Annotated in this window: 8 protein-coding genes; 1 reads left to right on the top strand and 7 read right to left on the bottom strand. The window is 51.5% G+C overall.

The annotated features are described in order from the left end of the window. Positions 1–50 precede the first annotated feature (50 nt). The 7 genes from EL361_RS08705 to EL361_RS08735 all read right to left on the bottom strand — a co-directional run bounded on the left by EL361_RS08705 (position 51) and on the right by EL361_RS08735 (position 9,650). Positions 51–2,459, bottom strand: a complete 2,409-nt coding sequence (locus tag EL361_RS08705; protein WP_126378584.1) for a hypothetical protein — start codon at positions 2,457–2,459, stop codon at positions 51–53. Positions 2,460–2,463: 4 nt separating this feature from the next. Continuing rightward, complete coding sequence (locus EL361_RS08710; RefSeq protein WP_126378586.1) at positions 2,464–3,306, bottom strand: pentapeptide repeat-containing protein; 843 nt, start codon at positions 3,304–3,306, stop codon at positions 2,464–2,466. Between the two features lie 162 nt (positions 3,307–3,468). After that, on the bottom strand, positions 3,469–3,681 hold the full coding sequence (locus EL361_RS08715; protein ID WP_232034742.1) for a helix-turn-helix transcriptional regulator: 213 nt from the start codon (positions 3,679–3,681) through the stop codon (positions 3,469–3,471). A 2-nt stretch (positions 3,682–3,683) separates the two neighbouring features. Next, a complete protein-coding gene (locus EL361_RS08720; protein WP_232034743.1) occupies positions 3,684–5,690 on the bottom strand; it encodes a terminase gpA endonuclease subunit in 2,007 nt (668 codons plus the stop codon). Further along, positions 5,653–6,234 (bottom strand): hypothetical protein, encoded by a 582-nt coding sequence (locus tag EL361_RS08725; protein WP_126378588.1) that lies wholly within the window; start codon positions 6,232–6,234, stop codon positions 5,653–5,655. The genes EL361_RS08720 and EL361_RS08725 overlap by 38 nt, the downstream gene beginning before the upstream one ends. Continuing rightward, the gene (locus EL361_RS08730) at positions 6,234–7,646 is read right to left on the bottom strand and encodes a primase-helicase zinc-binding domain-containing protein (RefSeq protein WP_126378590.1); all 1,413 of its coding nucleotides are present in this window, start codon (positions 7,644–7,646) and stop codon (positions 6,234–6,236) included. The genes EL361_RS08725 and EL361_RS08730 overlap by 1 nt, the downstream gene beginning before the upstream one ends. A gap of 300 nt (positions 7,647–7,946) precedes the next feature. After that, complete coding sequence (locus EL361_RS08735; protein ID WP_126378592.1) at positions 7,947–9,650, bottom strand: DNA primase family protein; 1,704 nt, start codon at positions 9,648–9,650, stop codon at positions 7,947–7,949. A gap of 1,125 nt (positions 9,651–10,775) precedes the next feature. Here EL361_RS08735 and EL361_RS08740 point away from each other — a divergent pair. Beyond that, positions 10,776–13,655: a sigma 54-interacting transcriptional regulator gene (locus tag EL361_RS08740; protein WP_172961679.1), complete on the top strand. Its 2,880-nt coding sequence runs from the start codon at positions 10,776–10,778 to the stop codon at positions 13,653–13,655. The last annotated feature ends 222 nt before the right edge of the window (positions 13,656–13,877 follow it).

Here is a 13,877-nt window from a genome sequence, read left to right on the forward strand (position 1 = left end):
TTATATATTCACAAACACAGACAGTTATCTAACCAACCCCAGGCAATCATCTATCCGAGCAATTTCTTCTTTAATTCTATTTCAATTTTTTTCAATGAACCTTTAAGAATATTATTTTCTGCATAAAAACTAAAATCAGAAATACAGCCTTGTTTTATTATAGCGGTATCTCCATAACTACCACTCTCTTTATCAAGAGCATTATTGAAAAACATATCCATTATAACATCATAATTCATCGATAAACCAACCTGAGACATTGAAATATCGGCAAGATCAACACCCTTCATTATCAATGCATCTCGATAAACAAATTCATCAACAACCCGTTTAATATCTTTAATAAGCAAAATATATGAATATTTCGTTTCGCCGCGTTTTGCTTTCAACGATTCAATGATATAAACTGTATCTTCATCTAAAAAACAATTTTTGAATGAACTTGAAGCAAAAGTATCACTATTTAAAAGGCTTAAATACTTTGTATAACAGGATACAAATTTAGTATTTCTATCAAAAATGCAAGATGAAAACGATGTATGCACAAATCTACAATTTGAAAAATGACAGTTTGAAAAATCAAATGCAGAAATTTCTCCGTTAAAATACAAATCACTAAACATATCATTTATAGAAAGAAATTTTTTAAAATATCTAGTCCGCTCGTGCACATCCGAACGAGAAGCCAGCTTTGATATTGCCTGCAAAGCAAGCGTTGTCCCTAGCAACGACAAAGAGCTCAGTTGCGAATTAAAATGAATACTACACCCCATACTCAGCAAAAATTGAACGATAGATACAACTTCTGATTCAGCTTTACTTAAATCTTGCCGTGAAAAAGAATACTCCACAATCGCTAACGCAACATTAGAGGCATGAAGAGAATTCAATGATATCAAATCATTTATAAAAGCCAAAAGATCAGACTGAGAGAAAACATCAAGCTCTCCTTTTACATCAGATCGCTCAAGTATATACTCGCAAATACGCTGCGCAGCCAAATTATAGAAAATTTGCTCCTGCCTAAATGCCCAAACATTATCTTCGCTATCTTTCAAACACAAAAGAGGATGCGAGGTCAGTTTTCCAAGAGCTCGATTATCAGCGCCTCCTAACAAATCAACAATTTGATGCGACTCGACGCCATTAGCCTCTAAAACCTCCTCCAATACCTCACCGCTCCCTTCACCCAATTTAGAGGCTGTCGCCTCAATAAAATCCTTAAAAACTTTTAATTGAGTTTGAAAATCTAGGCCAATCTGCTGCCTCCTCTCCTCACGCTCGCACAAACGCTCCATTAGCCAAGCTAAATAGCTTCTCCCATTGAGATGATCACGCAAATCTGAAACGCTATGCCCATATTTAAATAAATCTGCAAGCAAACTGATCGTAACGCCCTTACCAATTGGGTTATACTTTCTATCAGCAAATATAAGGTAAAGATCTTTATATAATTTCAAGGCTTTTTGAACAGCCCCCTCTGATTCAATCGTTAGTTTAAAATACCTTTCCACCTGCTCATCTTTAAACGATTTCATATGAAACACATCAACATCACAAGGCAATGTGCTTAAAACATCATCGTTTACAGCCGCGTTCCAAAAAGTAGTTCTTGAAGTTATTATAATATCAGAATTTGAATCATGTGCGAGCTCAGCCAATGACCGCAAAGCCTCTTCTGCACTTACCGTTTTATTGTTCCAAAGAATATACTCATCAAACCCGTCAAATATTATTTGAAATACTCCTGCGGCTAGCATTGCTTTTAAAAATCGCTTCTCGTGCCCCTCAACCCAGTGGATCGAAGCCCCATAATAATTGAAACAAAAAGTTAAAGTACTCCATATAGATTTCAAGTCACTTTCAAAAATTGATTTCCACTGGTTGGAAAAAATATAAATAGGTATGATATCGGTCATACTTGAAGCAAAGTGCCTAGAAAAAAAAGACTTACCTTGCCCAGGTGAAGCCAACAAAACTTTCAAAGCCCCCTTATCACGTGAAGGCCCCACCTTCACCCCAGGAAAAGAACGAGAAGCATCTTCTGATTCAATCGTGGGTTGGATATAATTATCCACTGTAAGATCAGAAATTTTCTTTTTATAATCATTAATTTCTGATGTAATCAACTTCACTAAGAATTGACGAGTAGTATAAACGCTCAAGTTGTCAAGACCAACTATAGTTTTTATATTCAACTCCATAGAGACTGGATGGACGACTATCGGATCACCTAATCGTGACACCCTTGAAAACGCTCTATTAACAGAATCCGTTGTGGCATCAGAGTAAAAATATATTAAATACTTAATTGAAGCAGCATCTAAAGCTTGCCTCATGGAGAATTTATAAATTTGCCAATGCCCTTTTTCCTCATAATCACATTTGGAGTTGATTGTTATATCACCATGACATCGTAGCAACTCAACAATAACTTTAAAATCTAATTTACTATCCACAGCTCTACACCCCTATACAATCAACAAGAATAGCACTAGACACAGAGTCAACATCAAAGTATACGCACTTGCTAAAATCTATGCCGCGCAATTCCGCCCCACAAAAATCAACTTCTCGCAACTCTGCTCCTTCAAAATCAACATCAACCAATAATGAGTTACAGAAACTTGCCCCATTTATTACTGACTTTGAAAAATCACTATCAACAATTAGACAATCATCAAAATCACCACCACGCATCTTCGACAGCACAAAACTACACTCAATCAACACTGAGCCACTAAATGAAGAATCAATAAACTTGGCCGCGCAAAATCTACACCCACACATATCAGATTTCACAAATGACACCTCATTAATGTCTTTATTACATAAACTTAATTTTACTATCTCTATGCAATCCAGATTAAAACCTTTAACTTTCAGCCTACACAGCTCATCAAAACAGTTAACCAAGCCAGAATGACTATATGGAGTATATACCTCTTTGCATACATCCATCTTTACACGAATAGAATCAATACTTTCATTTTTCTTTTTTCTCTCCGACAGAATATGAAATACAATACCAAATATAAAAAACTCTAAAATAGCCCCGTGCATTTCAACTTTTACACCAGAAAAAAAACTTTGATCATTCAAATAATTTTTTAATGATATTGAAAAAGTAACAACAATTAGCGCTATAAATATAAATACAAGCTCTTTATTCGAAGCACAAAATCTTTTTATACGACTATAATACAAAAAATAAAATCTCTTCACATTAGATATATAAAACATCAAATCAAAATTTATACACCATGTAGCAAACAAATTGTATTTATCATATAAACTTGAAAGCATTCCCACTCCTATACATTTTCAAATATATACAATCCATTGAGCAAGTGCCATATTGCTCTTAGCTGAACCGATACATTTTGTACAGAAAGTTGTTTTTTTAATTACTTGTATTGGGTTTCTCCTACTCTCCCATGCTTTTTACTGGAAACATCCTTATCTTCTTCACCTGCTGAGCCCCGAGTGCCTACTTAATAAATTATTCACCTCTTCTTCCCACACCCACACCCCGCGCACCTTCCCTGCCCGAAAAGCTGGAAGCTTGCCCTCATTAATCAAATTATAAAAATGGCTCTTGGAGCAATTCAGCATCTCGCAGGCTTGCTTCCAGTTCAATTTTCGACCTTTGCCCATCTCTGCGCTTCTATCCATTTTCATAGCTATCTCCTGTTGAACCAGTCCGGGCGAGAACCGTACCCAGCATTTGTATTGGGGTGGGGGATCATCTGCTGCTTACGTTCGTTCGCCTGCTTCGGCTTCGCCCTTGGCCGCTTCCAGTTGCGGATGTTCAACTCATAGGCCGCCACCAATGCCATGACCTCACAGTCCCAAAAGTGATTATCCTTGCCCTTGGGGCACTGCCAACAGAGCTGCTCATCGTCGTAGTATTCGGCCACCATCTCCTGAGCATATTCATTGGTCACACTCGCATGCAGATGAAACGCGCCCGGGTCGCTTGGCTCTATCTGCAGTTTAGCGGCGAGATCATTCTTGAAGAAGGTGGTATCCACCTTCCACAGCACAAGGCCACCAGGGATGCGAGATTTTGTACCTGGGTAGAATTCCTGCGGGGCATACTGCACAGGTGAAGAGAGTGTACGCTTGCCCTGGTAGGGGAACACCCGCCCTCGATTCTTGACGCAGAACTGATAGACTTCTTTGGTGCGCGTGCCCATAGCGTCCTGCACCGCCAACCGCACACGGTGCTCATTCCCATCCGCATCGCAGTAGGTGTTCTTGCAAAGTACCTGCTCTAGGGCCTCGAAGCTGGGGACGCTCCCGGCCTGCACCAACCAGCTCTCCTCATCCTCGCCCCAGCCGATGGCCCGGATCACGTAGCGGAAATAGCGCTTCTGGGAGTCCACCCCGGCCACCAAAGCGGCCACGTGCGGAGTACCGTCCTCCAGCGCCCCGGGCACGATGCCGCGCGGACGGTCGTCGCACAAGGCCAGGATCGCATCCTCGTTGCGCTGCACCTCATAGGCTCGCCACGGCTCGGCCTTGTACTGGTTCATAAAGTCCTTCAGGTCGTCGCGGTTGCCGGTCTTCTTCCATTTCAGGAAGGCCGCCGCGACCTCGGAAAGCGAAACGAAGTAGGACAGCCAGGCCGGGATATGGAACCCAACCTTGGCCGGGCGATGCGCACGCAAATGCCCCGCCAATTCCAGCCCGGTGTTGCGCGCCCGCCACTCGCCCAAGCGCACGGCCTTGTCTCGGTCGTTGTCGTCCCAGCACACACCACACTGCCCGCATTCGTACCAAGCCAGGCGACGCGCACGAACCACCTCGGGATCCCGCTCATCCTTGGGCCAACGAATATGGTCAAAATCCATGAGTAGGTGCATCCCGCAATGCGGGCAACGCACAAAGTAATCAAAGACGACTTGGACCTCTTCGGTCAGCGACCGCCAGATCGGGCCGCTCTCTATGGTGGGGGTCGAGATCTTCCATATCTTGCGCTTGCGCCGCCAGGTCGTGGTGCGCTTCTCGGCCAGGGCCTCGCTGGAGGTCTCGTTCTTGGGGTTCTTGTATTTGTCCAGCTCATCCATCACCAGAAAGCGCACCGGCTTGTTTCCCAGGCGGGAGACGGAGCCGGACCAGCCAAGGTAGATGGTCATGTGCGCAAGGTTGATACGCAGGCTGCTGGCGTCGTCCGCAAGCCCGGTCAGATAGTTGCGCAGCTGCGGGCTGGACTCCAGCATCGGGATGATCCGGTCCTGGGCATTCTCCTTGGCTGTCAGCCGATCCGGGAATACATACATCACCGGCCCAGGCGCACGGTCGATTGCGTAGCCGATGCAGTTATGAATGGCTTCGGACCCGCCGGTCTGCGGAGTCTTGCAGATGGCCACCGTCTCCACGGACGGAAAAAACGAGGCATCCATCACGCCTGCCATGTAGGGGGTCACCTCGTTGTGCCAGCGCCCGGGAATGGACGACTGATGAACGATGCGGTGCTTCTCTGCCCATTGGCTCACGGGCATGGGCCTGCGCTTGCGGTAGACCTTGCGCTCGCCCAGTGAGAACCGGAAGCGATGCACCACACGGCCATCCTCGCCAATTCGCCGCGACAAAACGGAGCGCACCGCGTCGGGTAGCCAACGCGGCAGCGCCACCGTCAGGCTGCGGCTATTCACCTGTTTCGGTTCCATTTCCTGCATCAGCATCTGTAAACGTCACCTCGAATTCTGCTTTACTTGCAAACTGGTTCAGCGCTTCGTTGAGATAGCCATCAAACACTTCCAAAAACCGCTGTGACTTGCGTGGGTCACCGTCCACCAAGTGGATCAGATCGAGCACGTTCATCTCCACGGCCTGCCGAAGACCAGACTCCAAAACAACAGCCCGGCCCGCCAGCTCCAGCTCCACCTGTTCACGAGGGATGAAGCGGCCACGCTCCACCTCCCGCTTAAAGCGGATCCGCGCGGTCTCTTCCTCAATCTTCTGAATGGTTGCTTCCTGCCTGCGCCTGGCGAGCTCCTTGATATTGTCGGAGTCCACCTTGGGCACGGCCACCAAGGGCAACGCCTGCGCGTAGGCATCCACAGCGGCCTTGCTAAATCCGCCTCCGGGCTGTCGCGCGAGCAGTCCTGTTTTCACATCCTGATACAACTTGGATTTTCTCACCTTGCGACCGCAGTCCTGCAGGTGCTCAAGAACCTCGTTAACGCTCGTAAGATTCTCCATCGGCATCTGATCTGTCTTGCTCATCAGATCCTCACCACCAGGTTATCCGCCGTGATAATCGCGGCGGGATGTCGGTCGAGATAAGCCCCTAGTTCGTCGTCCTGAAAGCACAACTCCTTGAGCCGTCGCAGAATGCCAGTGTGTCCACGAAGGGGCTTCGGAATATCGAAAGGTTGAGAACCACTGAACGTCAGCTGAATGCCGGTCTCCCGCAGCAAACGCTCCAAGGCCGCCAGGCTGGTGGTTTTTTGTTCAGGCTGCTTAGACTCAGGTGAGGCCAGGGCCGGAGCCGAGACCTCGGGAGTGGGTTGGGGTTTGGCTGGACGCACAGGGGCCGCAGGCATGAGCATGACCGGCGGCAGGCCCGCCTTGATCCAGTCCGCGATACTCACACCCGCCGCGAAGGCCTCGCCGGGATCCTTGGCTTCGGGCACTGGCCAGCGTTCGGCGTGATCGTAGGTCACCTGCCACCAGTCACGCACGCGGCGTTGCTGGCGCACCTTGCGCTCGGCTTCCAGCTGAGCCTTTTCGCTGCTATCCGTCGGCACGAAGGACTCAAAATCCAGTGCATTCAGAATGGTCAGAGATTGGGAGAGGACCCCATGCGTCCAGGCATCCGGCTTGGCGGAGATAGTGCCCAGCCCCAGAGCGCCCACGTCGTCACCTGTAGCAAAGTCGCAGAGCATGGCGTCCAGCTCCGCTTCCACAGCCACAAAGGCCCGGGCACCAGGGGAGAGAACCATGGTCCCGCTACCACTGCCCGGCACCCAGCAATATTTCTTGGGGCCAAACGGCCCGGGCTTGGGGCGGCGCACACGCACACGGTGCAGTTGACCATCATGGAAAATTGGAATCACCAAGCCCGCTGGTATCCACAACTTGCGCGGCTTACCCGTTCGCGGGTTCATCTCGTGCGGCAAACCCCACGCCGAGCGTTCGCGGTACACATCTTTGGAGAGCCACCCCAGCCGATAACGCTCGACAGCCTCCAAAGGCAGACCTCGCCGCGCAAGGAACTCCAAAGCCTCAGAGGTCCGCAGCAGTTCAGCATGGGCCGCGACCACCAGTTCATTCGCTCGGGTGCGCCAGCGCTCGGAAGGCTCACGGGCGGGCTCTGGCTGCCACGGAGAGGCCTCACGAAGACGCCGTGGGGGCAGTAGTGGACGCGGGGCGCATGGCTCCAGCTTTCGCCCAACGAAGGCCGCAGCGGCACGAAAATCCATGTGTCGAAAATCCACCAGGTACTGAATACAATCGCCACCGGAATCGCAGCCACGGCACCACCAGCTACCATCCCCACCGTTCTGCTCAGGCCAGCAATGGAAACGATCCGTCCCACCACACCCCGGACAAGGGCTGTGGTGCTCACCACCCTTGGAACCGGACACCTTACGAGGCGAAACACCATCAGCCTGTAGTAACTCAAGCACGTTCATGTGCGCCTCCCCCCTCCGACCAGTGGAAAAAGCAAATTTTCTGCATGGTCCTACCCTGCTCCTGCTTCGATCCTGGCTTTGATCCTATCTCTAACATCTTTATTTTCTTTATTATTATAAGTTAAATAGGATAATAGGATGATAAGTGTTGATACTTGTCTGAATGTCGCAACAGTACCGTATAAGGGACTCTGCACATGAATCATCCTTGGGTCCTGGCCGCACTCTATGACCCCGAAATTGCGGGATATTCACCCAGGAGCGAAAGCGGCTACCCGCTCCTGTCTATGGTCCTTCGTCCTAGAACAGCTTCTCTCCACCCATTTCCTCACGGGTTTCAGCATTGAGCAGCAGGCCGTAGTACCAATTCTTCCCCCCCACCTTTTCCTTACGGAACTTCTTCTGGGCCAACGCGCCGAACTTGCGCTGGGGGAATTGCTTCTTCTTGGAGATGTTCACCGAAAACCAGCGCACGAAGGCGTCATAGAGATCCGTAGCATTCGTGCGGGTCGAGGGATCATTCAGATCAGCGAGCACAACGTCGCAGCAGTCGTCCACGAACAAGGCCAGCAAATCCTCATCCCGGCGATAATCATCCGTAGCGGCAAGGACCTTGGCAGGCGGATTCAGGCCATGCTGTTGCCACTCCAAACAACCACGCACCAGCCAGGCGAGAATGCCCGAGGCCTCAGCCATGAGCGCTTCCCCCAGGGAGTCGTCGCGCCGCATCTCGGTCTCGTCCTCTGGCTCACGATTCACAAAAGAACGCTCAAACGGGATCAGGTGCATCCGTTCCCAAAAGGCGAAATCATCGGCCGGGGCATGGGGCTTGTGGTTAGTCAACAGAAAGAGGATGTGCGTAGGCGCAAAGGTGATGGGCCGCTTGTCGTTGGGCCAGCGGCCAGTGAGCATGTCACCGCCAGAGAGCCATTTACAACGAGCCGAAGAGAAACGACGATTTTCGTCCGTCTCGGAGGCAAACGCCGCACGAAGACCACGCAAAGCCATAATGGAAGGAGACGGTGCGTCGGAGTTGCGGACGCTGTTCTGATCCAGCAGCATCTCCGCCGGGATTGGTCCAGCGAGTGGCCCAAGAACATGCATAATAGTTTCGACCAGCATGGATTTGCCGTTGCGCCCCTTGCCATGCAGCACCGGGAGCACATGCTCCTTGTTACCGCCGCGCATGGAAGCACCGAACAAGCGCGCCAGATAACCGGCCATCTCGGCATCATCCCCCATAATCTCATGGAGGAACCGCTCCCAACGAGGAGCCGGGGCATCGATCCCCTGCCATTCAACGGGCGAGGCCTTAAGGATAAAATCTTCCGCCCTCCCCCCACGAAACCGACCAGAGCGAAGGTCCAATACTCCATTTGCACAGGCCACCTGCCATTCGCGGGCATCCAATTCTTCACCAGAAATGGCCAAGGGGGTGCGGTTGGTGTGGGCAAATTCCAAGCAGGCTTCGGGGCCACCCTTCTTGCGGAGCCTTTTGACCCGGGTCATGACCATCTGCTGTTGACGTTGATAGAGCGTGGCCGCGTCCTTATTTCCGGATTGAGAGGCATCCGTAGCCGATTGCCCAAGGCGCGAATGCTCTTCCAAAAGGCGCTCCGCCACGGCTTCGACCTCGGCCTTAGCCTGGTCCATCTTATCCAATCCCCAATGGTGGCCACTCCAAACAAGCCACTCCTGGGTCTGTTTGATGAAGAGGAATCTGTCGCGGTGGATTTCCGCATAAAGCATCCCAAGTCCGAGATCCTCCGCACGTACGCAAGGCATAACAAAATCCGAAGGAACCGTGCGGCTCCCTCCGCCAGCATGGTTATCCTGACCGTCTTGATCATCCTCGGTCTGACCGGCCCGCTCCTCCTCCGCACGTCGCGCCTGTACCTTGCGGCGCATCTCTTCCAGGTCCGAAACGGCGACTCCCTGGGTGCCGGGCACCTGATCACCAGCTTTGGCCTCTGGTCCCGACCCCGTTTTGAGCTCATGGCTCATGCAGCGCCTCCAGCCGGTAACACGAAGTCAGAACAACGGACGTCAAACAGGTGTAGCGCCTGATGATTTTCCATTTTTCCACGTAATGTTTTCCGCACGCCACGCGAAAAGCGTGAGAGTTTCAGTACCCGTACTTGGGAAAGGCCAGGAAGGACCCGTGGCCTTCGGCATCGAGAAAACGGCCTATAGGACCATCTGGCTTGCTTCTTAGGGAGGGGGGAGAGGGGGAAGCGCGCGGGCCGCTGAAAACTCACAGACGTACAAGGCGCGTTCGGATCGTTCGTGCAGGTAGGTTGAAATGTGGACTCAAATACAGACACAGGGTATGATTGCGGGTCACCACAAGGCCTGCGACGGTTCGGCGCGGATAAGTAGCCGGATAAGTGAAATGCGGATTTTACACGAAAACAGGGGGTAAAAGCCTCCCCCATTAATTCATCATAACTACCTGTAATTTGATGGAAAAGTGGGTCTACTGCGGTAACGCTCGCCCGGCCTTCTAAGCCGACGGCCGGGGGTTCGAATCCTCCCTGGCGCACCATAAAATCAAATGGTTCCGGTGATTTACCGGAGCCATTTTTCTTTTGGTTTCTCGATTTGCCATTTTGCTCATTGCGGGCGGAAGACAAACAGACATGGAAACACCGGGCCATCGCTGCCGCGAAGCCCCGGCCAGCGCCTCACCCATCCGCCCGGAGCCGTCCCCGCACGACGGAAATCGACAGCTTCCTTGATGGACACCTGTGGCGTTCAAAATTTCAAAAAAAGTCCTGTGAGAACGGCCAGTCTAAGCACATAAGGGTAATGCATCACAATAGAAGCGAACGCTATATAAACTATATTGAGAACATATAAAACAACAAAACAGCAAGTATACCATATCGAAACACATCATATGAAGACAAACAAATGAACAACGTGTTGCAAGCGCGCTAAACATTATGTAATGTTATAAACAGGTACAATTTTATACACATTGCACCCCGGACAGAATCGGCTCGCAGGATCTGCATCACTGTTTTGCGAACGGTCCCGCCGGAAGGCTGGAATAGCATGGGGCGAGTACAGACGAAAACCAAAAGCAAAAGCAAGAGCGTAGGCTCCTCCTCCCTGCAGTATGAGACGGTGCCCACCAAAACAGCAATACCCGCCGATCAGCCAAGCCTGTTTCCCGATGCCTGCCCCGAACCGGTCATGCGGGTGGATTGCGACGGCCGGATTCAGTACGCCAACGAAGCCAGCGCGATTATTCTTGAGCATTTCAGTTGCCAGGCTGGCGAAGTTCTCCCCGAGCCGCTGTTCTCCAAGGTCTTCCCGAAGCCTTCCCCCGGCAAATGCCACAGCTTTGAAGCCCTGTGCCCCAAGGCCGTCTTCGCCCTGACCGTGGTCCCCTTCCCGGAGTACGGCTTCGTGCATGTCTACGGCCTGAACACCAGCTCACACAAACTTCACACGACCAAGCTACAAATCCGGGACCAGATTCTGGATATGTCCCAGACCGCCGTCCTCGTGACAGACCTCGAATTCCACGTCTGCTATACCAACGCCTCCTTCCTCTACATGTGGGGATTCACCCACAAGCGGGAAGTCCATGGGCGCCGTTTCCTTGATTTCTGGGATAACGAAGCCGCCGCGTCCAAAGTGCTCCAGGCCGTTCGCAAAAAGGAATACTGGGCCGGGGAGTTGATGGCCAAGGGGCATGGCCGCCCTCCCTTCCGCATCCGGGCCTCGGCAATGCTGGTCAAGGACAAGGCCGATACCCCCCTGTGCATTGCCGGGTCGTTCATGGACATCACCGAACAGGCCCAGATCAACGAGGCCCTGCGCCACAGCGAAGAAAAATATCGCGCCTTGGTCGAAACCACCAGCGACTGGATATGGGAGGTGGATTACAACGGAGTTTACTCATACGTCAGCCCGAAGGTACAAGACATCCTGGGCTATCCTCCCGAAATTCTCCTTGGGCAGTCACCGTTCGACTTCATGCCCGTAAAGGAGGCCGCCCGAGTCTCTGCAATTTTCCATGACCACATCTCGAAACGGAAACCCTTCAAGAATCTCGAAAATACTAACTTGCACAAGGATGGCCGCCACGTGGTTCTCGAAACCAGCGCGGATCCTATTTTTGATCAAGACGGCAAGTATTTAGGATATAGAGGCATCGACAGGGACATCACCGAACGCAAACGAGCTCAAGAGACTCTCAAACAAATTCGCGACGAACTCGAACAGCGCGTCAGCGAGCGCACCAGAGAATTCGAAAAAGCACACAAGCGCCTGGAAGAAAGTGAGGCCCGCTACCGTGCGGTGCTTGAAGATCAAACTGAACTCATCTGCCGCTTCACCCCCGATGGAACGCTGACCTTCGTAAACGACGCTTACTGCCGGTACTTCGGGACGGATCGGGAACAATTGATGGGCAGATACTTCAAACCGCTCATCCCCGAAGAGGACCGCAAGAAATGCGAATTCCACTTTGCCTCGCTCACCAAGGACTCTCCCGTAGGGCGACTTAAGCACAGGACCATCATGCCCGACGGTGAAATCCGCTGGCAACACTGGATCGATAAGGCCATCTTTGATGAGCACGATAGGCTTGTGGAATTTCAATCCGTTGGCCGAGATATCACGGCCAGCGTCCTCGTAGAACAAACCTTGCGCCGCGCCCACAAAGAGCAAGACAAGTTGCGCAACACTTTGCAAGCGGTCTTCCGTAGCATGTCCGATTCCATCATTACCGTGGATCAGGACATGCGCCTGTTGAACAAAAACCAGGCACTGACTTCGCTCTGCACAAGGGCTCCCTACATGATCGAGGGCAAAGACCTCAATGAAGCCTTTGACAATGACCATCATCCCGCTTGCCTGCGTGTATTGAGCCAAGTATTGGAAACCAAGACCGCTATTCGCGGTTACCGGGCAGAATGCCGTTGCGGCACTCGCTGTAACCAGGTCACCATGCTCAACGCCTCGCCCCTCATGACCAGCAACAACCAATTCGCTGGTGCGGTTCTCGTGGTCAGAGACGTCACTCGCCTAGATGAGCTGGAGAAGCGTCTGGACGAACGCGCCAGCTACCGAAGCATCGTGGGCAAAAGTGAACGAATGCGTGAGATTTACACCATTCTGGACCAACTCACTGACCTGAAAACAACAGTCCTGGTCATGGGAGATTCAGGGACCGGCAAGGAGCTTATCGTCGAGGCTCTGCACTACGGCAGCACCTGCATCACTGGCCCTCTGGTCAAGGTTAACTGCGCGGCGCTGGCTGAAAACCTGCTGGAAAGCGAACTCTTCGGCCATGTACGGGGCGCCTTTACCGGCGCAGTCCAGGACCGTATGGGCCGTTTCCAGGCCGCCGAGGGTGGCACCATCTTCCTGGACGAAATCGGGGATCTGAAGCCCAGTACACAGCTCAAGCTGCTTCGTGTCCTTGAGAGCAAGGAATATGAACGCGTTGGTGATTCAACCACGCACAAGGCAGATGTCCGGGTCGTTGCAGCCACAAATCGCAACCTCTGGGACCGGGTTCAGGACGGGCATTTCCGCAAGGACCTCTATTACCGACTCAAGGTCATGGTCATCAAACTGCCGTCCCTGCGTGATCGAACCGGTGACATCCCATTGCTCACAGAACATTTCCTCGACCACTACCGGACCATCTATGGCAAGGACATCACAGGTGTCACCGGAGAGGTCATGGAGGTCTTCGTCCGCTACTCCTGGCCAGGCAATATCCGCGAACTCAAGCATTCCCTGGAACACGCCAGCATTCTCTGTCCAGGGGGCCCCATCACGATGCGCCATCTGCCCGTGGAGTTGCAGACCCAGTTGCTGCCGGATAAACACAACGTCGACAACGCAACGCTCTGGGATTCTGAACGCGCCAGAATCTCCAAAGCCCTAGAACAGGCCCACTGGAATAAAACAGTTGCCTCAAAACTGATCGGTATCAGCCGCACCACGCTCTACCGAAAGATGCAGGAACTGGGCATCAAACCTTAGTCCCTGCCCCGATCCAGCGCACAGATTGTCATGTTACAATCTGTTTCGCGGCACACTTTAGACCCTTCCATTCGTGACGGGTCTCCCGCTTAGCGACGTACAACCCCCTGAAATCAATCAGATCAAAAACGGACCTCGCCAAAGGCCGCAACTGGCCCCCATGTTGCTTTCATCAGGACCCATGGAGTGCTCATGGGCAACCTGTCAGCGACATGCGTGGAG

The organism is Desulfovibrio ferrophilus, assembly GCF_003966735.1.
In the GTDB taxonomy this organism is placed as follows: domain Bacteria; phylum Desulfobacterota; class Desulfovibrionia; order Desulfovibrionales; family Desulfovibrionaceae; genus Desulfovibrio_Q; species Desulfovibrio_Q ferrophilus.

Coding starts and splice junctions, on each gene's coding strand:
- EL361_RS08720 (WP_232034743.1), bottom strand. CDS start 5,690: ATGCTGATGCAGGAAATGGAACCGAAACAGGTGAATAGCCGCAGCCTG.
- EL361_RS08725 (WP_126378588.1), bottom strand. CDS start 6,234: ATGAGCAAGACAGATCAGATGCCGATGGAGAATCTTACGAGCGTTAAC.
- EL361_RS08735 (WP_126378592.1), bottom strand. CDS start 9,650: ATGAGCCATGAGCTCAAAACGGGGTCGGGACCAGAGGCCAAAGCTGGT.
- EL361_RS08730 (WP_126378590.1), bottom strand. CDS start 7,646: ATGAACGTGCTTGAGTTACTACAGGCTGATGGTGTTTCGCCTCGTAAG.
- EL361_RS08710 (WP_126378586.1), bottom strand. CDS start 3,306: ATGCTTTCAAGTTTATATGATAAATACAATTTGTTTGCTACATGGTGT.
- EL361_RS08715 (WP_232034742.1), bottom strand. CDS start 3,681: ATGAAAATGGATAGAAGCGCAGAGATGGGCAAAGGTCGAAAATTGAAC.